The 20,569-nt window shown below is 64.7% G+C and carries 35 protein-coding genes and 1 pseudogene; 15 read left to right on the top strand and 21 right to left on the bottom strand.

Translation table 11 applies throughout. The features are described from left to right. Nucleotides 1-43: 43 nt before the first annotated feature. The 21 genes from Ga0080574_RS17165 to Ga0080574_RS17075 all read right to left on the bottom strand — a co-directional run bounded on the left by Ga0080574_RS17165 (nucleotide 44) and on the right by Ga0080574_RS17075 (nucleotide 13,420). Nucleotides 44-412: a head decoration protein gene (locus tag Ga0080574_RS17165; RefSeq protein WP_076702606.1), complete on the bottom strand. Its 369-nt coding sequence runs from the start codon at nucleotides 410-412 to the stop codon at nucleotides 44-46. A gap of 55 nt (nucleotides 413-467) precedes the next feature. Beyond that, nucleotides 468-638 carry a hypothetical protein gene (locus tag Ga0080574_RS26540; protein WP_237219276.1) on the bottom strand — a complete coding sequence of 57 codons (171 nt, stop codon included), beginning with the start codon at nucleotides 636-638 and terminating at the stop codon, nucleotides 468-470. Nucleotides 639-697: 59 nt separating this feature from the next. Then, nucleotides 698-1,840: a S49 family peptidase gene (locus Ga0080574_RS17160; protein ID WP_076702604.1), complete on the bottom strand. Its 1,143-nt coding sequence runs from the start codon at nucleotides 1,838-1,840 to the stop codon at nucleotides 698-700. An 11-nt stretch (nucleotides 1,841-1,851) separates the two neighbouring features. Beyond that, nucleotides 1,852-2,679 (bottom strand): hypothetical protein, encoded by an 828-nt coding sequence (locus Ga0080574_RS17155; RefSeq protein ID WP_156876395.1) that lies wholly within the window; start codon nucleotides 2,677-2,679, stop codon nucleotides 1,852-1,854. A gap of 5 nt (nucleotides 2,680-2,684) precedes the next feature. Continuing rightward, nucleotides 2,685-4,289 carry a phage portal protein gene (locus Ga0080574_RS17150; protein WP_076702600.1) on the bottom strand — a complete coding sequence of 535 codons (1,605 nt, stop codon included), beginning with the start codon at nucleotides 4,287-4,289 and terminating at the stop codon, nucleotides 2,685-2,687. Beyond that, entirely contained in the window at nucleotides 4,289-4,510 is a 222-nt protein-coding gene (gene gpW / locus Ga0080574_RS17145; RefSeq protein ID WP_076702596.1) for a gpW family head-tail joining protein, read from the bottom strand. Before gpW ends, Ga0080574_RS17150 begins: the two co-directional genes overlap by 1 nt. Further along, a complete protein-coding gene (locus Ga0080574_RS17140; protein WP_076702592.1) occupies nucleotides 4,500-6,518 on the bottom strand; it encodes a phage terminase large subunit family protein in 2,019 nt (672 codons plus the stop codon). The genes gpW and Ga0080574_RS17140 overlap by 11 nt, the downstream gene beginning before the upstream one ends. A 4-nt stretch (nucleotides 6,519-6,522) precedes the next feature. Beyond that, a complete protein-coding gene (locus Ga0080574_RS17135; RefSeq protein WP_076702587.1) occupies nucleotides 6,523-7,146 on the bottom strand; it encodes a hypothetical protein in 624 nt (207 codons plus the stop codon). A gap of 311 nt (nucleotides 7,147-7,457) precedes the next feature. Next, nucleotides 7,458-8,240 (bottom strand): hypothetical protein, encoded by a 783-nt coding sequence (locus Ga0080574_RS17130; protein ID WP_076702583.1) that lies wholly within the window; start codon nucleotides 8,238-8,240, stop codon nucleotides 7,458-7,460. After that, the gene (locus Ga0080574_RS17125) at nucleotides 8,237-8,827 is read right to left on the bottom strand and encodes a hypothetical protein (RefSeq protein WP_076702579.1); all 591 of its coding nucleotides are present in this window, start codon (nucleotides 8,825-8,827) and stop codon (nucleotides 8,237-8,239) included. Before Ga0080574_RS17125 ends, Ga0080574_RS17130 begins: the two co-directional genes overlap by 4 nt. Before the next feature lie 217 nt (nucleotides 8,828-9,044). After that, the gene (locus Ga0080574_RS17120) at nucleotides 9,045-9,677 is read right to left on the bottom strand and encodes a hypothetical protein (protein WP_076702576.1); all 633 of its coding nucleotides are present in this window, start codon (nucleotides 9,675-9,677) and stop codon (nucleotides 9,045-9,047) included. Then, complete coding sequence (locus Ga0080574_RS17115; RefSeq protein ID WP_076702573.1) at nucleotides 9,674-10,288, bottom strand: hypothetical protein; 615 nt, start codon at nucleotides 10,286-10,288, stop codon at nucleotides 9,674-9,676. The genes Ga0080574_RS17120 and Ga0080574_RS17115 overlap by 4 nt, the downstream gene beginning before the upstream one ends. Beyond that, entirely contained in the window at nucleotides 10,285-10,656 is a 372-nt protein-coding gene (locus Ga0080574_RS17110; protein ID WP_076702570.1) for a hypothetical protein, read from the bottom strand. Before Ga0080574_RS17110 ends, Ga0080574_RS17115 begins: the two co-directional genes overlap by 4 nt. Continuing rightward, complete coding sequence (locus Ga0080574_RS17105) at nucleotides 10,653-10,925, bottom strand: hypothetical protein (RefSeq protein ID WP_156876394.1); 273 nt, start codon at nucleotides 10,923-10,925, stop codon at nucleotides 10,653-10,655. The genes Ga0080574_RS17110 and Ga0080574_RS17105 overlap by 4 nt, the downstream gene beginning before the upstream one ends. Further along, a complete protein-coding gene (locus Ga0080574_RS17100; RefSeq protein ID WP_076702563.1) occupies nucleotides 10,922-11,317 on the bottom strand; it encodes a helix-turn-helix domain-containing protein in 396 nt (131 codons plus the stop codon). The genes Ga0080574_RS17105 and Ga0080574_RS17100 overlap by 4 nt, the downstream gene beginning before the upstream one ends. Continuing rightward, nucleotides 11,310-11,648 (bottom strand): hypothetical protein, encoded by a 339-nt coding sequence (locus tag Ga0080574_RS26255; protein ID WP_076702560.1) that lies wholly within the window; start codon nucleotides 11,646-11,648, stop codon nucleotides 11,310-11,312. Before Ga0080574_RS26255 ends, Ga0080574_RS17100 begins: the two co-directional genes overlap by 8 nt. Beyond that, nucleotides 11,648-12,115: a DUF1937 family protein gene (locus Ga0080574_RS17090; RefSeq protein ID WP_083716877.1), complete on the bottom strand. Its 468-nt coding sequence runs from the start codon at nucleotides 12,113-12,115 to the stop codon at nucleotides 11,648-11,650. Before Ga0080574_RS17090 ends, Ga0080574_RS26255 begins: the two co-directional genes overlap by 1 nt. Continuing rightward, on the bottom strand, nucleotides 12,115-12,399 hold the full coding sequence (locus Ga0080574_RS25995) for a hypothetical protein (protein ID WP_156876393.1): 285 nt from the start codon (nucleotides 12,397-12,399) through the stop codon (nucleotides 12,115-12,117). The genes Ga0080574_RS17090 and Ga0080574_RS25995 overlap by 1 nt, the downstream gene beginning before the upstream one ends. Continuing rightward, on the bottom strand, nucleotides 12,392-12,598 hold the full coding sequence (locus Ga0080574_RS17085; protein WP_076702556.1) for a hypothetical protein: 207 nt from the start codon (nucleotides 12,596-12,598) through the stop codon (nucleotides 12,392-12,394). Before Ga0080574_RS17085 ends, Ga0080574_RS25995 begins: the two co-directional genes overlap by 8 nt. 148 nt (nucleotides 12,599-12,746) lie before the next feature. Beyond that, nucleotides 12,747-13,217 carry a hypothetical protein gene (locus tag Ga0080574_RS26535; RefSeq protein ID WP_237219275.1) on the bottom strand — a complete coding sequence of 157 codons (471 nt, stop codon included), beginning with the start codon at nucleotides 13,215-13,217 and terminating at the stop codon, nucleotides 12,747-12,749. Beyond that, nucleotides 13,217-13,420, bottom strand: a complete 204-nt coding sequence (locus Ga0080574_RS17075; protein ID WP_076702553.1) for a hypothetical protein — start codon at nucleotides 13,418-13,420, stop codon at nucleotides 13,217-13,219. The genes Ga0080574_RS26535 and Ga0080574_RS17075 overlap by 1 nt, the downstream gene beginning before the upstream one ends. A 71-nt stretch (nucleotides 13,421-13,491) precedes the next feature. Between Ga0080574_RS17075 and Ga0080574_RS17070 the strand changes: the two genes are divergently transcribed. From Ga0080574_RS17070 to Ga0080574_RS17005, 15 genes and pseudogenes are all read left to right on the top strand, one after another. After that, complete coding sequence (locus Ga0080574_RS17070; protein WP_237219274.1) at nucleotides 13,492-14,142, top strand: S24 family peptidase; 651 nt, start codon at nucleotides 13,492-13,494, stop codon at nucleotides 14,140-14,142. Next, nucleotides 14,139-14,606: a retropepsin-like aspartic protease gene (locus Ga0080574_RS25990; protein ID WP_076702549.1), complete on the top strand. Its 468-nt coding sequence runs from the start codon at nucleotides 14,139-14,141 to the stop codon at nucleotides 14,604-14,606. Before Ga0080574_RS17070 ends, Ga0080574_RS25990 begins: the two co-directional genes overlap by 4 nt. Nucleotides 14,607-14,988: 382 nt before the next feature. Continuing rightward, complete coding sequence (locus Ga0080574_RS17060; RefSeq protein WP_076702546.1) at nucleotides 14,989-15,417, top strand: tellurite resistance TerB family protein; 429 nt, start codon at nucleotides 14,989-14,991, stop codon at nucleotides 15,415-15,417. Continuing rightward, a complete protein-coding gene (locus Ga0080574_RS25985; RefSeq protein ID WP_156876390.1) occupies nucleotides 15,417-15,575 on the top strand; it encodes a hypothetical protein in 159 nt (52 codons plus the stop codon). Before Ga0080574_RS17060 ends, Ga0080574_RS25985 begins: the two co-directional genes overlap by 1 nt. A 59-nt stretch (nucleotides 15,576-15,634) precedes the next feature. Further along, on the top strand, nucleotides 15,635-15,964 hold the full coding sequence (locus Ga0080574_RS17055) for a hypothetical protein (protein ID WP_076702542.1): 330 nt from the start codon (nucleotides 15,635-15,637) through the stop codon (nucleotides 15,962-15,964). Continuing rightward, nucleotides 15,961-16,188 (top strand): hypothetical protein, encoded by a 228-nt coding sequence (locus tag Ga0080574_RS17050; RefSeq protein WP_076702539.1) that lies wholly within the window; start codon nucleotides 15,961-15,963, stop codon nucleotides 16,186-16,188. Before Ga0080574_RS17055 ends, Ga0080574_RS17050 begins: the two co-directional genes overlap by 4 nt. 2 nt (nucleotides 16,189-16,190) lie before the next feature. After that, complete coding sequence (locus Ga0080574_RS17045) at nucleotides 16,191-16,448, top strand: hypothetical protein (RefSeq protein WP_076702536.1); 258 nt, start codon at nucleotides 16,191-16,193, stop codon at nucleotides 16,446-16,448. 12 nt (nucleotides 16,449-16,460) lie between these two features. Continuing rightward, the gene (locus Ga0080574_RS17040) at nucleotides 16,461-16,832 is read left to right on the top strand and encodes a YfdP family phage-associated protein (RefSeq protein WP_076702533.1); all 372 of its coding nucleotides are present in this window, start codon (nucleotides 16,461-16,463) and stop codon (nucleotides 16,830-16,832) included. A gap of 5 nt (nucleotides 16,833-16,837) precedes the next feature. After that, on the top strand, nucleotides 16,838-17,095 hold the full coding sequence (locus Ga0080574_RS17035) for an Acb2/Tad1 domain-containing protein (protein WP_076702529.1): 258 nt from the start codon (nucleotides 16,838-16,840) through the stop codon (nucleotides 17,093-17,095). Nucleotides 17,096-17,108: 13 nt separating this feature from the next. Beyond that, nucleotides 17,109-18,122 (top strand): DUF2303 family protein, encoded by a 1,014-nt coding sequence (locus tag Ga0080574_RS17030; RefSeq protein WP_076702526.1) that lies wholly within the window; start codon nucleotides 17,109-17,111, stop codon nucleotides 18,120-18,122. Nucleotides 18,123-18,187: 65 nt separating this feature from the next. Beyond that, complete coding sequence (locus Ga0080574_RS17025; RefSeq protein WP_076702523.1) at nucleotides 18,188-18,475, top strand: nucleoside triphosphate pyrophosphohydrolase family protein; 288 nt, start codon at nucleotides 18,188-18,190, stop codon at nucleotides 18,473-18,475. An 18-nt stretch (nucleotides 18,476-18,493) separates the two neighbouring features. Continuing rightward, a complete protein-coding gene (locus Ga0080574_RS17020) occupies nucleotides 18,494-18,952 on the top strand; it encodes a hypothetical protein (protein ID WP_076702518.1) in 459 nt (152 codons plus the stop codon). A 101-nt stretch (nucleotides 18,953-19,053) separates the two neighbouring features. Beyond that, a pseudogene (locus Ga0080574_RS26530) lies at nucleotides 19,054-19,212 on the top strand (ClpX C4-type zinc finger protein); the annotation flags it as partial. A gap of 14 nt (nucleotides 19,213-19,226) precedes the next feature. After that, entirely contained in the window at nucleotides 19,227-19,433 is a 207-nt protein-coding gene (locus Ga0080574_RS17010) for a helix-turn-helix transcriptional regulator (RefSeq protein ID WP_076702515.1), read from the top strand. A gap of 116 nt (nucleotides 19,434-19,549) precedes the next feature. Further along, on the top strand, nucleotides 19,550-20,470 hold the full coding sequence (locus Ga0080574_RS17005; RefSeq protein ID WP_156876389.1) for a tyrosine-type recombinase/integrase: 921 nt from the start codon (nucleotides 19,550-19,552) through the stop codon (nucleotides 20,468-20,470). The last annotated feature ends 99 nt before the right edge of the window (nucleotides 20,471-20,569 follow it).

The raw sequence follows: 20,569 nt of genomic DNA, 5'->3' as shown, positions 1-20,569 counted from the left end.
AGGCGCGGATTGAGTGGCCGCCGGGCTGGCCCGGCGCGCCGGGTCAGGTCACCAGAATGCCGAGCGCTTTCAGCTCGGCGCAGGCGGCGTCGCGCTTGGTCTCGGTGTCGTAGGACGCATCGAAGATCAGGCCGCCGCGCCGCACCCGGGCGTGCCGTTTCAGCACGATCGCGGGCACATCCGCCTCGGCGGCAAGCGCCGGGGTCAGCAGCACCGCCGCGACGTCTTCCGAGCCATCGGCTGCGGCCTCGTCGCTGGCGACGTATTTCTTCGAGGCCGTGATCATGCCCAGCACCGCGCCGGGAATGAGATCCGCGCCGGCGGCGATGATCACCTCCTCGCGGCTGTATGCGTCCTGCTCCTCGAACAGGAGGAAGTCGCCGGGCGTCGCGCCCTCGCTCAGGATTGCCATGTTCGTCTCTCCTTGGATCGTGGTCTGTCAGGGATGCCGGCCCGCGGGCCGGCGCTCATTTCGCGGTGCGGGACTTCGCGACATCCGCCATGCGCAGCGTCTCGCCGCTGGCCGAGGGCGGCGCGTCGAGATCGGTCGTTTCGCTCTCCATCACCGAGCTGAGGGTCTGCCCGGCGCCCTGTTTCGGGGCGGCGGCGAGGTGTTTGCCCGCGGCCTCGGCGCTCATGTCGCTGTCAAAGGCAAAGCTCTTGGCGAGATCCTCGCGGCCCTTCGCCTCGGGATGATTCAGGATCGCCGAGATCCGGGCGCGCTCGTCGGCGGCGCTGGGGCCGGCGGGCGCGGCGGGGCCGGTGCCTGGGGCGCGTCCGGTGCCGGTGTCGGCGCCGATTGCTCCGGCGCGGTGGCGGAGGGGGCCGGCTGCGCGGGTGCGCTTGCGGTCGGGGACGCCGGGGGCGTGGAAGTGCTGGTCGGTTCGCTCATCGTTTCAGCTCCTTGTTTGCTGGCGGTTCTGGGCGCCGGTGCCGGTCGCCCGTTGATCTGCGCGACAAAGCGCTCGAAAGCGGCGCGCGGGTTGTCGACCTCATCGGCGAGGCCGGCTTCGACCGCCTGGCCCCCGATGAAGGTGCGGGCCTCGGTGGCGAGCGCCGCCTCGACGGTCAGGCGAGCGCCGCGCCCCTCGGCGACGGTCTCGGCGAATAGCTGGCGGAGATCCTCGCATTCGCGCTGCAGATCCTCGCGCACCGCCTCGGGCAGCGGCTCGTAGGGGTTGCCGTCGCCCTTGTGCGCGCCGGCCGAGATCACGGTGACGCGCACCCCGCTCGCCTCGAGCCGCTCGCTTTGGTCGGCATGCATGCAGATGACGCCGATCGAGCCGGCGCCTCCCGAGCGCGGGATGATGATGCGATCGGCCTGCGACGCGATCGCGTAGGCGCCCGAGAAGGCATGCGCCGAGATGAAGGCCCAGACCGGCTTTTGCGCGCTCAGCGCGCGGATCTCGTCGGCCAGTTCGAAACAGCCCGCGACCTCGCCGCCGAAGCTGTCGAGCTCGAGCGCGACCCCGCGCACCATCGGGCTCTCAGCCGCCGCGGTGAGCTGCGCCGAGATCCCCTCATAGGTCTGGTGCCCGGAGAAGGACTCGCCGATATAGCTCCCGCGATGGATCAGCGAACCGGTGACCGGGATCACCGCAACGCCGTCGATGCTGCGAAAGGGCGACCGCCGGCCGGCGCGGATCTCGTCCTCAAGACGCTCGTCGAGCACTGAGGCGACCGGGCGCGAGCGCGCCTCCTTCGTGGCCTCGGCGCCCTCGATCGTGACAGGCCCGCCCAGGAGGCGGGGGCCAAAGCCGGCAACGAAGGCGGCGGCTTTCGCCGGCGCAGCAAGAAGCGGCGTGTGAAACACACGCTGCGCAATCTGCGGATAGTCCATATTGTCAGTCCTCAGGGTTGGTGCTGCCAAGCGGCGACCGCTGCGGCTGATGCAGCGACAGTCGCGTTCCGCCTTGCCGCATCGATCATGGCCTCTGAAACATCACCCGCGCTGAGCTTTGGCTCGTAATGACTCAGCCGGATCCCGAAGTCGGGATGTCCTTTCCAAGAATGCGAGCGCCAAGAATAGTAGTCGTGACCGCGTGCACCGTGGCGCAGTACGCTATTTTCTGTCGCGCGCCCCACAAACAACCAGTGGGCGCGACAGAAGTGCAGCGGCATCCGGTGAAAGTCATCTGACGTCGCAACTTTCGGCGCAATATTCTCCCCGACCGTCCACGAGACCTTATGCCAAGCACCGGTCATTGTGGCGCCGAGCATACGCTCCGCTGATCTCCGCTGCTGGCGAGGCGTGGCTTCCGCCTTCACCAAGCGGGGTTCTGCCATCACAGAGAACAGTAGGTCGATGATAAGAACACGGGCGAGCAACGCCCTCGAAAAACGGCTCAATCGGCCGTATTTCCTCTCGACCTGAGTGCTCATCTGGACGCTCTCAGATCCCTTGAAAACCTTTACGCAAAGCTCGCCGCCATCTACGGCCAGCCTTATCAACGCACATTTACCTTGGTCCTCGACTAACACCGCGACATCGCTGAATTCGACCACAACGCGCGAGGAAGGCATCGAAAACTGAAAGACAACTTCGTCCGGCAGGCTTTGCGATATTTCCCGTAGATCCGCGTGAAGCTCCGGAGCGACGCCAACATGCATCGCATCCGCGAGAAACGCTCTATGGCGGGGCGAAGCCCCGGCCCAAAACTCTAAAGTTCTCGAAAACACTTTCGTCAGTCCTCTGATACCTGGGACCGGCCGCCCACCGCAGGGCCGAGCAGCTTGGCGAAGCTCTCCTGCATCGGGTGCAGCGTGCCATCGGGCATGGCCGCGATCTCGCCTTTGATCTGTTCCATGTTGTCGGCGTAGTCGGTGCCGGTCAGCTCCGCCGCCTCCTCCTCAAGCGTCGAAAGACCGAGCGCCACGCGCATCGCTGCCGCCTGAGCTTCCTTGACCGGATCGACAAAGCCCTTGCCCGGCCCGATCCATTTTGCCCGCGCATAGGCCGGCCAGAACGCGTGGAATTCCGGCGCGCCCGCGGGCAGCGCAATGTGACCGTCCAGCACCTGCTCCTCCAGCCAGGCCATGAAAAACGGCTGGCAAAAGCCCTGGGCAAAGGCGGTGCGCCGGGCGCTCCAGCCCCGCCAGATCTCGATCATCGCGGCGCGCGCGCTCGAATAGTTGGTCTTGGACCAGTCCGAGGCGAGCTGCTCGTAGCTGATGCCCAGCCCCGAGGCGATGTTGCGCAGCACCGCGCTTTCGAAATCCGCATATTGCGCCGCCGGCCGGGCGGTCTGCACCATGCCGATCTCGTCGTTCGGATAGAGCGCCTGGACGCGGGCACCGCCAACTTTGACGCCGCCCGACTGGCCATAGAACTGCTGCCGGGCGGTCTGGTAGGCGATAAACCCCTCGCCGCCGTTGTCCGAGAACAGCTCGTCGATCACCTCCGGCCCCATCGGCGATTTGATGAACGCGGCCAGCACCGCGTTGATCACCGCAGCTTGCAGCTCCACGCGGCTGTAGTGGTCCTCCATGCGCAGCCGCTCGACAATCGGCGAGAGCCGCGAAATCCCGCGTGTCTGCCCGTCCCGGGTCTTGTCGAAGAAATGCAGTACCTGCGGGCGCCCGTGTGGCGTCTCGCGGGCGATGCGCTTCCACCGCCATTGATCCGCCGCATCGGCCCAGAGCGTTTCCGGATGCCCCTGCCGGAAATGATAGGCCTTCGCGATGCCGTCGCGGCTGATTTCGATCCCCCCGCGCAGGCGCGCCTGATCGGGCTGGGTCATCGGATTGCAGAGCAGATCCGGATCGACCAGCCGCAGCGTGGTCCTGGTCGGGCGCCGGCGACGCCAGTTCACCAGGGCAAGCGCCTCGCCCTCGATGAGATATGTGCGGTACGCGGTGCCGAACATCTGCGGCACCGTCTGCGCCCGCGTGGTGTCCGCCAGGAACCGGGGATCCTGCGCATAGCTCCGCCAGCGCCCCTCGACCGCCTCCTTGAACTCACGCGCCCAGTCCGCGCTCAACCCGAGCGCCCGCCAGTCCGGTTTCAGCAGCGGGCGGAAGTTCGCGCCAATGACGCTGTCGACTTCCTTCGACACCGCACCCGCCGCCCAGCCATTGTTGCGCACCAGATCCCGGGCGCGCGCGGTGGCACGGTTCCTGTTCGGCAGGATCTCGGCATCGACCGCCCGGTTCGACGGCAGGAAGCCCGACATCGTGTCGATCCCGGTATCCGCCGCGACATAGGGCGTCGTGCCGGCAAACCCGGCATCGCGCGCCGCCGCCCCGGATTTGCGCGGGACAAGCGGAACGCGGGTCAGGGATCGCGTCATCAGAAGATCACCGGGCGCGACATTGCACCGGCGGGCCGCCTGCCGAGCTGGCGCCGGAGGCTCTGAATGTAGCGGCGCAGCCTCGTTTCGTCCGCCGGCGCATATTCCGTACGGTGCCCGTCATAGGCGGTAACGGTCACGCTCTCCCCCATCAGCAGCGCATGCAATGCCGTCTCCGCTTCGGCGAGGCGGGTTTCCAGCGTGGCGGTATCAATCGGCATCTGGCCTCAACACATTCAGGAGACGCCTGGCGGCGTCGGTTTCCGGTTTCTGCGCCGACTGGCGCGGTTCTCTTTGTGCAGCGGCAGCGATCGGCAGCTCGGCGTCGAACAGGTCGCCCTGACGATCCGGCGGAATCGCCGACCGCTCCGCCGCCAGCGCGTCCCATTGGTCATCGGTCATCGAATGCCAGCCGCGCCGCATCGCGGCACCCTCGGCATAGTTCATCGTGTCCAGCGCCTCGTTGCGCCGGGTCGGCTCCACCAGCACCCATTTCGACGTCATCACGCCCTGCGCGTTGCGGCTCACCACACGGGTCTCCGCCGCGAGCATGCGGTAATACTCATCCCCCAGCGCCCGGGCGAAGCGGGTATGTCCGCGCTCGCTCGGATCCTCTTTACCGAGATGCGCATAGAGCCCCGCCTTGAGCGACGACACATTCAGGTTGAACGCGCGTTTCTGCGCCCGCTTGGCCTTGCCGTCCTTGCGGCGCTCGAACCGTTGCGCCGCCATCAAGGGCCCGTTTTGCGTCGAGGCGCCCTTCACGATGATCACCCGTGACCACGGGTGCGATTTCGCCCAGCTCCAGACGTCATCGGTATAAGCGCCGCCGTCGATGGCCAGCATGTCGATCGAGACCGGCAGCCCCAGCTCGGTTTTCCAGCTCTGTTTCAGCAGCGCATTGAGCGCCGCGCGGCCCTCATCGTCACCGATGTGATGCGGGATCACCCGATAGTCGATGACCCAGCGGCGCCGGTTCCTGCCGAAGGCGACAAGCTGCACCTCAAGGCGGTCATCCTGGCAATCGACGCCGGCGGCAAAGATGAACCCGGTCGCCGGGAGCACGCCGCGCTCCAGCACCTCGCCCGGTTCGGCGTTCTCCGTCCGGTCGCGCAGCGCCTCCCAGTCCGGCGCATCGGTGGCCTGCTCGTAAGGCAGCCCGAGAACGTCGTTCCAGAACACCTGTTCGACCGCGGCGTTGACCGCCGTCGGCGCTGCCGGTTTCTTGTCGCCGCCGCTCGCCTCGAGCCGGGTCCAGCCCATGACCTGCGCATATTCGACCGCGATCGAGGCCCAGTCCCGCTGCGGTGCGTAGGCGCGCCAGAGATGAAACCCCGGATGGCTGCCGCCGGGATTATGCTTCACCCAGCGGCCAAGCCGGACGATCTTTTCCTTGTCGCCGTGGCGGATCGGCTTGCCGCAGCTCTCGCAACGGAAATGCGCCGCAGCCAGGTTCTCCGGGTCGATATTCGCCCGGAAATTCTCCCAGGTCAGCGGCTGCTCAAACCCGCAGCTCGGGCACGGGACATGATAGAGCCGCCGGTCGCTGCGCTCGTAAGACGCGGTGATCCGGCAGGTGCCCTTGATCATCGACGTGCTGACCCGCACGATCTTTGCATCCTCGAACCCGGACGCCCGGCTCTCCGCCAGCTTTTCCGGATCGCCCTTTTCCGACGGCTCGAATTTCGACAGGTCATCCATGATGACCAGCCGCCGGCTGGTGCCCGTCAGGTCCGCAGGCGAGCCCGCCGAGGCGACCTTCAGCGAGCCGTTTCGATCGAGCGTTTCCTGGTTGAACGTGTTGTCGCGGTTTTCGCCCTTCCCCGCGCCGAACACCCGGATCAGCCCCGGCGCCTGCCGGCGCATCGGCATCCACTTGTTGTTGACCCACTCGCTCGCGGCACTGCCGGTCGGATGCACGATCAGCGAGTCGAGCGGCGTGTATTCATGCCATTCCCCAAGGGTCGGCTGAATGATCGATACCGTCTTGCCCCATTGCGCAGAGCCGCGGATCGTCACCTCTCGCGCCGCGTGTTCCGGCGACAGCACCTCGTGGATCTCGCGCAGGAACGCGAACCGGGCGATGTCGAAGGGCCCCGGCATCGGCGACCGCGCATCGAAGACGATGTTCTGCTCGCACCAGCGCGTGATATCGGGCGGCGGCGGTGGATCGATGACCTGGGCAATCGCCCGGGCGATCACCTCCCTTGCCGAGATCAGGAAGCCCACTGGCTCAGAAATCCTCGGCCTGCTCGTCTGCGGTGAGCTGCGCCGCGTCGGCTTCCTCGGTTTTCGCCGCAGACCGCCCGGCACGATAAGCGCGCCAGACCTCGGTCAGGATCACCCGCGCCTCACGGAAGTCGACGTCGAGCTCGTCGGCAATACGCCGCGCGCCGGTGCGGATCACCGAGCTTTCAATCTGGGCGACTTCCTGCGCCATCTGCCGGGCTGTCTCGCTCGCCACCACGCTCGCCAGGACCAGCGTGCCCTCGGCCTCGGCGTTGATGCGGCGCAGGCGTTTGGCTTCCTCTTCCGCCTTCTGTGTCCGCGCCAGTTCATAGCGATCCGGATCGCGCGGCGGCAACGCGCTGTCGCTCCTGGACGGCTCAGGCGCGACCATGCTCCCGGCGCCAGGATCATCAGCCGGTTCACGCAGACGCTCACGCGTCTTGGCACCGTTCCCGAGCAATTGTCCCGGGTCCAGCGTTCCGTTGAGCGCCGCCTTGACCTTCGCCACATCGAACCGTCGCGCCCGCCCCTCGCCGGTATAGCACCCGTCCAGCCGCCCATCCCGGACAAGCTGGCTTATCCGCCCTTTGGAAAGGCTGAGATGCTCTGCGATCTGCGTGGTGTTCATGGCCGCGTGCCCGATGTTTACAGGCCCTCCTGTCGTTTAGCCGCCAGACGTTTAGGCTTTGTGTTTGGTTTAGCGTCGCAAAACCTATGCGCTAAGCCGCCCCGTATACGTTCAGGCCCCGGGAAGGACCCGCTGGTTTTCTGGAGAACGGCCAGCCGCCCCGTCGCTGCAGGTGGCCTGTCATGCTCGCGCCTGTCGACGGGCGCGCTCGGGGTATCCCAACGAAAAAGCGCCCAACCAGTTCGGCGGGCGCTTTTATAGATGATGCACATTTGATGCGCGCAGACGGACTTTAGGTCAAGAAGAATTTTTCACGCGACCTGATCCCAGATCGATGCCGGCCCCTCTCCGAAGCTCGCCGCCGTCACCGAACGCCGCCGCATCGGCCCCATCATCCGATCCAGCGCCTCTGCCAACGCCATGCGCGCCGCCTTCCGCGTCTCACCCTTGACCGACCAGCCGTGCCGTCTCAGCACCGCGTCCAGATGCAGCCCGTCGAGACAGACCATATCCACCAGCGCGCGGTCGCTGATCGTCGTCCGGCTGCCGCGCTTCGACGGGCGGATGACGCGCAGGTGTCGCGAGGCCCCGTCGCCGATCCGGCGCCGCAGCACATCGAGACGCTCGCGATCCGCAAGCACCGCGTCCATAAAGCTCGCCGCCGTGCCGCTGCTGCCGCCCGACATGGTTTCGACCGACGAACAGCGCAGGCCCGCCGAGCGGTGGCGCTCGTGCAGGTCGCGATAGAAACGGCCCATGGCGATCTGCCCGGATGACAGCGGCGCGGGCGCCCTGCGCCGCGCGGCATGGGCCAGCATCTCGCCGAAATTGTCTTGCAGCTCCATCGTCTTGCGCCCGTCATGGCCGGCGGGCTTGCGCTCCCAGTCGTCCGCGCCCTTGGGATAGAGCCCAAAGGTCTCGACCACGCGAAAGCAGCCGCGCGCCGGGGCTTCCGGAATAGCCGGCCCGCAGGCCTGCGGAACCGCACCGCGTGCCTTCACATCTGCGATGCGCGCAGCCTCTGCCGCAAAGCGCATATCTGCGGTGAGCGCCGTGTGAACCGTGCCAAATGCCGTGACGTAGAATACGCTCATGGCGCAACCTCCTGTTCCTGAGATACCAGCGCCATGACCCGCACCTCAGTGCGCCGGTGCCAGGCAAGCCACTGCCGGTCATCTTCGCTTGCGACGCCGCGCCGTTCCCGATCCGCTTTCGACCGGTAGTCGCTGTCAATCGAGCGCGCCTTGTCGCGCACCGCGCGCCGATCTGCTTCCGTCAGAGGTGGGCGCTTGTACCATTCCCAAAAGCGAAACTCCGCAACCAGACGGTTTTCGGCCAGCGCTTCCGCGCCGGCGGCACTGCGGAACCAGCGCACGAGTTCTGGAAGCTCTTCGAGCGGGCGCCTCTGAGCCGCCTCTGCAAGCGGCGCAATCGTCGCCATGGCTGGCCAGCCGCGCCGGTCCTTGCCCTCGCCGCGAAACTTCAGCGCCGCGCGCAGCTCTTCCAGCTTGTCGTCGCGCATGTAGGACAGATCGTCGGCGAGATCCGTCAGAAACTTGTCGAAGCGCTCCTGCCGCATGTTGCCCGGTTTGCGAAACCCCCAATCCGTCAGGGGACGGATCAGGAGTCGCCTCACCCGGTCGCGCTTGGTCTCCGGCTTGCCGGCCTGCTCATCGCTCATTGCCTTGCCCTTTCTCTGCACCTCTTCCCTCGGGTCTTATCCACAGGCACGCCGCCGGTTTCCGGCGCGCAAGGGGATTTCATTTCTTGTCTTTTCTTTCTCTTTTCCTTTCAGCCGCGCGGTTTTTAATTCGCGAAAAAAGGACGGAATCTTCCTGAAAACTTCCGCCGGAAGTTCCGAAATCTTCCATCGGAGGTTTTGCGGAGATTTTGGAGGATCACCGGCGCACATCGCGGACGGCCTCCCGTGCAGAGAGATCATCGACCGCCTCGCGCACGCGCCGTTCGGTCGCGCTGCCGCCGGGATAGACCGCTTCGATCCAGTCGCTTACCGCGTTCTGCCGGGCGTCGTCCTGCGCATAGGTCGCGGAACCGGTGATCGTGCGCAAATGGCCCGCGATGGTCCGCAGGCGCTTGCGCATCCTGTCCTCGGCATTCTTGGCGGCGTTCCTGCGGCGAGAATCCAGCGCTTCCTGTGCGACCTCGATCACCACGACGTGGCCATACCGGATTTGCCCGTTGTCGCAGAGATAGCGCCGCCAGCCGTGCAGCGGCGTGATCTCGCGCTTCATGAGGCTCTGCCAGCGCTCCAGCGGAATGTTCAGATCCGCCGCCAGCTCGCGGTCGTCGCAGGACAACGTGCCGAGTGGCGTGCTGTCCTGGGCGACACAGAACAGGTTGAAGCCGTACCAGCCGACATCCGCGTCGACCAGCTTGCGAAAGCTCGACCCGCGCCAGCGTTTCAGGTTCCATTGCAGGAAATAGTGGCTGTCCACCCGCTCCGCCGACGAGATCGGATATTCCGGCAGATCGGAGGCCTCTGTCAGGGTGAAGGCCGGGCGCGCGCTCATTTGCCCACCCGTGCCATCACGCGGGGTCCGACCGCTTTCGTGATCTTCTCCAGACGCTGTTGCAGCGCCCGCGCCTCGGCCACCACGCCGGTCAGATCCGCGACCTGCTTTTCCGACCTGTCCAGAAAGGCGCAGAGATCCGCATGCAGCGCCGCCATATCGGCATTCGACCCTTCGGGGCCAAAGAACTCCTCACGCAACTCCGCGACCCATCCCGGCATGACCGACAACGTATCGGCCACGGTCTGGTCGGTTTCGTCACCGCGATAGCAGCCGCCATCGCAATCATAGACGTCGCCCAGGAGCAGCATGATTTCGCGCTTTTGCTCGCGCGTCGGCTGCCTCAGATCGCCGGCGTCTTTCGCCGCATCCTGTTTGGTCTGCATCGGTATCACCTTACGCTTCTTCTCACAGGCCGGGCAGCGCAGCTTGCCCTTGACCTCGAACCACCCCTGCGCGGTGATCTTCTTCTTGACCTGCCCCTCGTTGGGCGCCCATTTGTTGCCCGCGCCGCGTTCGTAATCGCAGGTCACGGATTCCGACTTACCGCAGTCGTCGCATACGCATTCGGCGCGGTTGACGCCTTTTCCGGAGATCGCGCGAATGCTCATCCCGCCGCCCTCCTCTGCCGATCCCGCAGCCAGGCGCTTTGCAGATGACCGACCCAGCGCCGCGCCGCGCGGCTCAGGTCGCGCCGCGCGGCGTCTTGCGTTTCGTATTTACCCAGACGCCAGGCCAGCAGCGCCGGGGCTGCCATATGGCCGACCTTGCGCATTTCCCGCTCACCAAACCGGCGGCAGCTCTCGCAGCAGTAGACCTGCCACGCCCGAGCTGGCGAGAACGCCCGCGCGCAGGCCGAGTTGAAACAGATCCCGGGCACCGCCAGCGGCGAACGGTCGAGCTGCGGCGCGCAGGCCACGGCGAAGGGCTCGATATCGAGATGCACCGCCGGTGCATTCGCGAGGTCGCATTGCGTCATGCCTCCCCCTCTCCGGCACCGTCCTGCGCCCCTGTGACCACATCCCGGAATTGCCGCAGATTGCATAAAGCCGTCTCGAAATCGGCGATCATCGCGTCGAGATGCGCGCCATCCAGCGGCCCGTTGACGACAGGCGGCGCGTCCGGCCCCGCACCCTCGACGCGCAGCGACCAGAAACGGGTTCCGCAATCGAACTGCGCAAATCGCATCAGGAACGGCCCGAATGGCGCGCAGACCGACAACACTACAGGGGCTTTCGTCACGCTCATTCCGCCGCCACCCCGTCTGCCATCCCCTCCACGCGCGCCGCCTCATCGGCGCGGCGGCGCTCCCGCTCCCGCTTCACGCCGAACATCACCGTGGTGTGGTCGCGATTGAAATACCGCCCGATTTGCGGAAACGAGTACCCGGCATCGTGCAGGATCAGATAGGCCCGTTGCCGCGCATGGGCGATTTCGCGCGTCCGGCTGGGCGAGCGCAGCGCCTTGATCGACAGCCCGGCCCGGCCCGCCACCTGTGCGGTGATCAGATCCATCTCGCCCAGCGGCACGCCTTCCAGCGCCGCGACCTTTTCCGCGACAATATCGCCGGCGATCCGCGCGATCATCTCGCGCCGCTCCTGCGCGTGGCGCGCCTCCATCTCATCCCAGGTCTCAGACATGCCGCTCACCTCTCTCCGCCTGCAATCGCCGCCAGCGATCCAGCACCGCCCGCGCGTCGAGCCCGGCGAGGAAACAGACCTCGGCGAAATCGCGCGATCCGAACCAGTCGCAGGCATTCCGGCGCAAGCGCGTTGACGTAAATTCACCGTGCCGCTCTCGACCCTCTCCGAAGCTGTCTCGCCACGCGGTCAAAAGCACCGAGGCCCAGAGACTGCGGCATGCGGCGGCGGTGAGCGCGCTTTCGGGATGCGCCTCAAGCGCACAGCCCGGCTGTGCGGCGATACCCATCTGCGCCTGATAGCGCTGCGCCAGGCCGGAATGCGCATCCATCACGCGCCCTCCCCGGTCATCAGGAACACCGGCTTGCCGCAGTTTTGCGCCACGGTGATTTCCAGACGGCAGCCACGCGATTCCTGCCAGCCGTGTATCGGCGGCAGGATCAACGCCTCACAGGCACCCAGCAGCGGCGCGCACCAGTCTGTCCAGAAACGATCATCGAGCGGATCGAGCCCCGCCCCCATGTCGGCATCGGCCATTGCCTGCGCCTGCGCTATCGGAGAGATCGCGGTGATCCCCTCGCGCGCCAGCGCCGCCGCCCATTTCGCCGCGTCAAAAGCCGCCCGCGTCGCTTCGGTGGGGCAATAGCAGCCATCGGCATGCGCCGCGCGCTTCGAATAGGGCGAGGCGAGATAGACCAGCCGGCCCCGGCAGGCCTGCACCACCACCCGGCGCGGCGCGTCCACATGCACGCCGGGCAGAGCCTTGATCTGCGACCAGAGGAAGGAATGGCGCCCCATCACACCAGCTCCGGCTGGCGCTGCGGCGTGGGGACCGGCAGATCGGCAATCAGGTCTTGTAGCTCCTGGAGACCTTTCGGATTTCGGATGCGGTAGCGGATGACATCTGTTTCACCCATCAGCTCGGGCGCTGCAAAAAACCAGTTCGGGGAAAGCATTATGTCCATTGTCACCCGACCGGATTGCTCTTTTCCGTCGCGGTGAACCACACAGATCACCATCCCTATACGCACAGGACACCCGCCCCCGTCATGCTCGACCCACGGCCCCCATTCCTCACGCATCGCTCACCTCCCAGGGCATCGCGGGCAGCGACACTGGCATGGTGAGAGCCGCGCTGCTGGTGGTCGTTGCGTAGGGCACATGCGCAATGGCCACCCCTTCACGCACCTCCCTGCCGAAAGCCGGGCGCTCGCCCGTCCGACGCCCGACAATGGGACGCATCACGGGCCGACGCCCGAGCAGATCGACCAAAGCGCTCATCTCTCACCTCTTGCTTTCCGGAAAAATTCTTCCGCCCGCGTCCTCCAGATGAGGGCGCGCTCCAGCGACCGGCGCGAACGGGCGGCGTGCCGCTCGCTGCGCCGGTCGCAAAACCGCTTGCAGGCCCAGAACATCACCCGCCGCCACATCACGCGCCCCTCTCGAACAGGACATCGAGCCCCGCGAGGATCATCACTGCCGTGACATAGCTGACACCCGCGTCATGCTCTTGGCGCAGCCAGTTGATGACCTGACGCTCCGACACGCCCAGCACCGGGGCCGCGTGGCGCGCCAGATCGCGCTCCGACTCGGCGGGAAAGGCCCGCCAAAGCAGCCTCGAAAACCAGCGCCGTGCCGCCGCGCGATGCGGGCTCGTCACATAAGATGCTGAAACGTCATTAGAATTTTGTGCAGGATTTTTCACACGCCTTGCCTCATCTTGTGTCTTGAGGCCGCGTGTGAGCGCGGTGTTTTCGAAACCACTGAGGGCGGCGGGAATATTCCCCCGCCCGCTTTTTTCGGGATGATCCGATGCGCCAAGCGACGCCCGCGCAGGCCGATCTTCGCCAGCCTTGCGCGGGACCACCTGCCCCAGATGGATATGAGCTTGCGCCGCCATCAGGCGGCGTCCTTGTTTGCAGGGGGATTGTTCGAAATGAAGGCGCGGAGCCGGTCCACGCGCGCCATCGTCGGACTGGAGGCTCCAGCCTTCCACGATTCCCATTCCTTCCAGCCTGCGCCGATGGCGTCGCGCAGCACCGCCTGCGGCTTGCGTTCAACGGAGGCCGCGTAGGCCTCTACATCTGCGATCAACTGCTCCATACGTTCAGTTATGGGGTATCAATACCCCATAAAGCAAGGGGTATTTCCCCCCCCTACCCCAAGCGAGCGACATGACCGAAGAAATGGTTATGCCACGCACGTTCATTGAAGCGTTTCAAAAAGCCCTAGCGGCGACCGGACGATCAGTCCGCAGCGTATCCACGGAGACCGGGATACCGTACGAAAGACTCAAGCAAGTTGCCCGAGGCCGCAGCCAAACCACGAATGCAGATGACGCATACCTTATCGCGTTGGCTTTTGGCGGAACATATGAGGAATTCATGGAGGGCCATCTTAACGGCCCAAGAACAATCGCCATTGCCGGGAAGGTCGGAGCCGGCGCTCAGGTGCCGGTCTTCGATGCTTACGCCAAGGGCGCCGGCCCCCAGGTTGAATGCCCGCCCGGCCTGTCACCGCATGGCGTGGTCGCGGTTGAGGTAGAGGGCGACAGCATGGAGCCCGTGTATAGCGCGGGCGATCTGCTGTTTTACACTCGCGACAGCCACGAAGGCGTGCCGTCTGAGGTGCTTGGCAAGCGGTGCGTCTGCGAAGACGAAACCGGCATGGGCTGGGTAAAGGTGCTGCGCGAAGGCCGTGAGGAAGGCACCTTCGACCTGCACAGCTTCAACGACACCAGCCCGACCAAGTACGGCGTCCGGCTAAAATGGGCCTCCCCCGTGCGCCTGCACTGGCCCGCCGAACTAGCGAGAAAAACTTTATGATAACCGAACGTATCTTCTTCATGGACGACTCTGGAAAAGTAAACGAGCGACCATCCGAAGGATGCTTCAAGCCGGTCGTCCCGATCGCACTAGCTCATACAAATGCTCTGAGTATACAACCAACACCGAAACACAATTTTTCAGACCGCTTCGACTGGGCACTAATCGATACAGGCGCAGATGAGAACTTCATTGATGACGCAGCGGCAGCGCGCCTAGATATCCCAGAAGTTGCTGGCACCAGCGCCATTGTCAGAGGCGCGACTGCAACCCACCCAGGCAAAATCCACACCGCACCAATCATACTCATCGGTTCGAAGCACACTTTTTACACAAATCTCACCACTGCTCCACTATCGCAAAACGGGCGAAAATACTCAGTCATTCTGGGAATTCGCTTTCTGAAGCAGGGCCGCCTACTTCTTGATTTCGAGAAGAGCCGCTTTGAGTTCCGCAAGCTCTAGTTCGAGCTCTTGGATGCTGCGATAGGCATCGGCAAGACTTGACCAGCAATCAGTCGACGGGCCATTCCGCTGCGTCTGTAACGTTGTCACCGCAGGGGCTACTGCCCCGGCGCGACAATCAATGGCATCCTCTTTGTCCAAGCTAGTCCTTTCTGCCGAGCTTCGCGCCGGGCTTTTTTCATGTCGCCAGCACCACGCCAACACCGGTACCGTAGCATGGTGAGCTTGACGGCGCGAGATCGCGATCGGCAATTGTGGGGTATTTATACCCATTTCTTGTTGACTTGGGGTATCAATACCCCCAATGTCGCTCCCAGTTCCCCTCCGAAGACATCGCACAACGCGGTTGATCGTGGGGAGAACCTCACACGGGAGAGACACATTGCTCGCAAAACTCAAGGAACGCCTCAGCGGGGGCGCCAACCGTCTTCAGGGCCGTACCGATCTTCTGGAGGCCGTCTGCGCCTCCGCCGCCCTGGTCGCCGCAGCGGACGGCTCGATTGACGATTCCGAGATCGAGGGCGCGGTAAAGGCCGTGACCGCCAACGAAGCCCTCAACACCGCCTTTGACGCGCGCCAGATCGAGGGCTGCATGCAGCGCATGCTCGACCGCGCCGGCGGCGGGCGCGTCGGGCAGATGACCCTCATGAAAGAGCTCGACGACATCGCCAGCAATACCGACGATGCCGAAATGGTGCTGCTCACCGCGATGGACATCGCCGATGCCGACGGCACCGTCGACGAGACCGAACGCGCCATGATCGACAAGATCGCCAAGCGCCTCGGCCTCAAGGCTGAGAGCTACGCCTGATGGCCTGGCTGCGCCGGCACGTTCTGGCCTGGGCGACCAGCACCGCCCTCACCCTCACGGCGGCGCAGATCGTGGCGCCGCGCTTCATGGACTGGATCCTCGACGGTCTGGTCGTGGCGCTGGTCTTTGTCGCCGCCAGGCTCGCCGCGAAAGCCTGAGCCGTCATGCAGCCGCTCTTCGCGGGCGGCTGCATGGCCTCGCGTTACAGGAGATCCCGATGCTTCACCCCACACGTTTCGCCGGCCTGTCCCGCATGGTGACCACGCCGGATCTGGTCTTTCACAGCCCCGGCGCCGTGCAGGACGCCTGGTTGCAGCTCAAGGAAGAGCAGCGCCGCGAAGACGGCAGCTCGGCGCGCATCGAGGGGCGACACGCCGCCCGGCTCGAAGCCTGTCCGAGCCACTATCCGGCGCCGCAGCGCCCGAACGAGGTGGACGCGGCGCGCGTCGCCGCCCTGCCCTCCATCCGCGCCGCTGTCGACGCGCACAAGAACCGCCGCGGCATGATCGCCCGCATGATGGGGCGCGGCGATGGAGGCGCCGCATGAGCGCCGTGACGATCCAGAGCCTGCTGGCCGAAATCGACAGGATCACCGATCTGCGCGACCGCGCCCGGGCGCGCGCCGCCAGCGCGACCGGCCCGGCGGCGCTGGTGTTTCACGCCATTGCCAGCGACACCGAAACCCGCCTCCGCGCCCTGCGCCGCCGCGCCCTGCGCCGCCGGGGCGGTTCCTCCCCCTCTCGCCGCCCCGGCACCTGTTCAGGAGCATGAACATGCCTTTCGCGGATCTTCCCGCACCGCAACAGGCCGGCATCCTTTGCAATGATCCGGCATTCCAGCGCTTCGCGGCCACCCGCAGCGGCTATCCGGGCGGTCAGTTCACCGCCAGCGCCGCCGCCGAATACCTGCGCCAGTGCTGCCGGGTCGAAAGCCGCCGGGCACTGGCCAGCGACGAGGTCGCAACGACCAGATTTCAGCGCCTGCGCACCGAATTCGATGCATGGGCCGGACGCATCGCCACCCCGAGATAGGAGACCTCACAGATGGCCGACGACTTCGAACTGCGCACCTTCGAGCAGCAGCTTGCGCTGCTGGATCAGGGCGCATTCCTGACCGAGATGCAGGACAAGCTGCGCGAATTGCAGGTCACCCTGCGCGAGTATCAGCAAGCCTATGGCGGCAAGCCCAAGGGCACGCTGACACTCACCCTGCAATACCAGCTCCAGAAATCCGGTGACGTGGAGCTGACCGGCACGTTCGACACGAAAGCGCCGAAAGCCCCCGCCGCGTCCGGCGTCGCCTATGCCGACGATCAGGGCCGGCTGTCGCTCTACTCGCCGATGATGAAGCAGATGCAGAGTGGACTCCGCGACGTGACCTCGCCCGACCGCAAGATGCGCAGCGCCGGGGAGTGAGGGCGATGACCGAACACGTCAGCAGCAGCGGTGATGACCGTACCGCCAACAACGCCGTCCGGCACCAGTACCGCGTCCTCTCCGATGAGGAGAAAGCAGCGATGGAACGGATCAAAGACATGGGCGCGGCGTTCATCTCCGAGCCGCATGCCCTCGGCGGCACCGATCCCGATTGCGAGCGCTTCGCATCTCGCAATCTGTCGCTCGCAAACACCCACATGGAAGACGCCGTGATGCGCGCCGTCCGCCACCTCACCGCCTGAAAGGACCACCACCATGACCGATATCGACACCCACGCCGCCAACGTCGCGGCCACCATGCGCGAGACGATGGAGGAGATCGGGCAACCGACGCCGCTCATCGCCCCGGTGGACTGGGACGATCCCAAGAAAGAGCAGAAATTCTCCCTGCGCACCCCCTTCCTGGTCAGCGTTCCCGCTGGTCGCAAAACCGAGGACCACTCCGACAAGCTGCGCGCGGCGCTGCTGCGCGACAAGCCCGAGCGCCGCAAGGGCACAGCCTATCTCTCGACGCTCGACAGCCTGATCGGCTGGACCAATCGCTTCAAAGGCGACAGCTCGGCGCTATTCGCAGATCCGAACACGCCCAGCCTGACCTGCATCGCGAACTATCACGGTGCCGGCGCGGTGGCATGGGATGACACCAGCGGCGAGAAAGGCGCGGCCTTCTGCGATCATCGCGGGCGCTACGATTTCCCGCTCTCCGAGGAATGGCAGATCTGGGAAGCCGTATCGGGCAAAGGCATGGACAAGGAGGAGCTTGGCGAATTCATCGAATCCAACATCCTGCATTTCCTCGAACCGACGCCCTACCTGATCCACGCGAAATCCGATGGCAATCCGGCCCCATGGGAAGAGCGCAGCCGCGATCTCGCCGAAAAGATCGGCGGGCGCTTCGGCCAGCCGCACGAGCTGATGAACATGAGCCGGGAATTCACGGTGCATGAGACCTCGAACCTCAAGGTTACGAAGAACCGCGACAACGGCGCGTCGATGATCCATTTCGTCAACGAGCATAACGATGAGGAAGGGCGCCCGCTCCAGATCCCCAACCTGTTCCTGATCGCGATCCCGGTTTTCGACGGCGGCGATCTCTACCGCATGACCGTCCGGTTTTTCTATCGCAAGAGCGGCTCGACCGTGAAATTCTTCGTGACACTCTACAACCCCGACGAAGCCAAGCGCGAGGCCATCGAAGAAGCGGTGGCCAAAGCGGAGAACGACACTGCCCTGCCCGTCTTCTACGGCACCGCCGAGGCTGCCGGATAACTTGCCGCCTTTGTCAGCGCCCCGGTGACGGGGCGTTGCGATGGACGGCAAGAGAGGACAACGCCATGAGCAACCAGATCACCGATAACACCATCGACCCCTTTCTCGATGACGTCAGAGCGGAAGTCTTTCGCGCAGCTCGGCTTTTCCCGGCTCCGAACCCCACTATCGCGGCGATGACAGAAGAGATCGGAGAAGTCGCGAAATCCATGCTCCACATGCGTGAAGGCAAGCACAACGATTGGTGGCAGGTCTATTCCGAATGCGTGCAGCTCGCCGCGATGGCCGCGCGCTGCGCTGTGGAAGGAGACCCGACCATCGGCGCGGAACCCAATGCAGAAAACTGCAAATAGGAAAGGCGCAGCGTCATCATGACCGGCTATTTCATCGAACAGCGCCGACTCGACTCGTGGTCGCCCGCTGTCATCAGCGGCAACGCCCCGGCGACGGTTGCCAAGAACGGCAAGATATATCTGCGCCGCTCCGAAGGACTCGGCGCACGCATCCGCGAAACCCCGCGCGAAATCCTCACCGAAGATGTGGGCAAACCGCTGGCCGAACTCGCGACGATCTACGGGGCAGATGGCGCGGAAACGTTTCAACCCAAGACGGCTAGCGAAGGCGCATCTGCCCTACCACGCATCGCACCGACGGACGAAACGCAATCCACCGACACGCGCACCTGGAACGACTACCACGACCGTCACGATCATTCGCGGTGGGCGTTCGCCGTGATCGCCGTGCTGGCTCTCTGCGGCGCAGCAGTGATGTGGTTCGCGGTGAACGACTGGTTTCCGGCGCTCATCAAGGCGATGGGGTGGGAAGGGTGATGTTTGGAAGGCCCAGATCAGTGGACGACGAACGCGTGAGCCGCAAAACTCTCGAAGAGCTGCAACTCAAGCTCTCGAGAGCCGAAAAAGACCGCGACGATCTGAAACAGAGGCTCGAAGAACTCAGGCCCCTGCGCTGCTCATTCTGCGGCAAGCCTCAGAATGAGGTACAGAAGCTCATAGCCGGGCCATCTGTCTTCATCTGCAACGAGTGCGTATCGCTTTGCGCCGACATCTGCAACGAAGGCTCGCTAGCCGCGGAAGGCAGCGACTGATGCCCGCCGCACGCCCTCTTGCCGTCAAAGACACCAGCGCCGCCAAGATGCTGGATATGTCCGCCGACGAGTTCCGGCGGCTTGTTTCTGTGGGTGCCCTGCCGAGTCCTTGTGATATCGGTGGACTAAAACGATGGCGCACCGATGACATAGAAGCGATATTGCAGGGCGGCGCCGCTGTTCCAGATGAGGATTTCGAGCTTTGAGACCTCCAAAGCCACGCATTGCAAAGCCGCACCTGCAGTGGCGGTGGGCGCGCGGCGCATGGCATCCGTATCATCGCGTCACCTGGACTGAGAACGGCGTGCGTCGAGCCCGCGAGGTGAAACTCGACTGGCAGGGCGATGCACGCGAACTGGACCGGCTTTATTGGCTGGCGCAGGGAGGGAAGCACAAGGCGCAGGTGAAGCCGTCCAACTACACTTGGCGGGAATGCATCGAGACATGGCGTCGCGATCCTATCGCCGGTCAGGGCAAGCTGAAACCCAGCACCAAGGCCAGCTATCGCCGGACGATGGACGCAATCATGGCCAAGAACGGCGCCAAGGATATGCGTAAGACCACCCGCCAAGCCGTGCGCGCCGCACTGGAGAATCTGGCCGAAACGCCACGAAAGGCGAGCCGGCACGCTCAAACAATTTCGCTGCTCTGGAACTACGCTGCCACAGAGCTGGACTGGCCTCTGGGAGAGAATCCGGCGCGTCGTCTGGCCAGATACAAGCCCGCCCGTGAAATTGAGCCTTGGCCGGCATGGATGGTTGAGAAACTGGACAGCGCTCCGGAGAATGTTCGGATCGCGGCGCGGTTGATTTTGGGCACCGGCCAGCGCCCGAATGCAGCGATCACCATGCGCCGGGATCAAATCAACGGCGAGTGGATGCGCGTCAGGGATGAAAAGGGCGACAAGTGGCTTGAGGTATTTTGCCCCAAGAGCCTGCGCGACTTCACCGCGTCTTTGCCAATCCGTGGCGATCATTTTCTCGCGCGGAACCTGCGCGAGCCACTCGGATATCAAGGCGTCGAGCGTGCTTTTCGGGCCTGGCGCAAGGGTCTTGGCGAGAATGCGGCACCGTACACGATGCATGGCCTGCGAAAGCTTGCGATTGTCGAACTGGCCGAAGCCGGATCCTCGGACGCGGAAATCCAGTCTGTGACAGGTCAGAGCGCCGAGATGGTGGCTTATTACCGCAAGAGGGCAAACAAACGCGCCCTATCCAAGATCGCTCAGGAGCGCCGGAAATGATCCAGAACAGAACGGAAACGAAACAACAACGTGTGAATCGGATGTGTGAACGCCTTTCAGGCAAAATGCCACGCTTCGGCGAAGCCTTAGAAAAGCATG

It is taken from the genome of Salipiger abyssi, assembly GCF_001975705.1.
In the GTDB taxonomy this organism is placed as follows: domain Bacteria; phylum Pseudomonadota; class Alphaproteobacteria; order Rhodobacterales; family Rhodobacteraceae; genus Salipiger; species Salipiger abyssi.
This window is presented reverse-complemented; position numbering and strand designations above follow the sequence as displayed.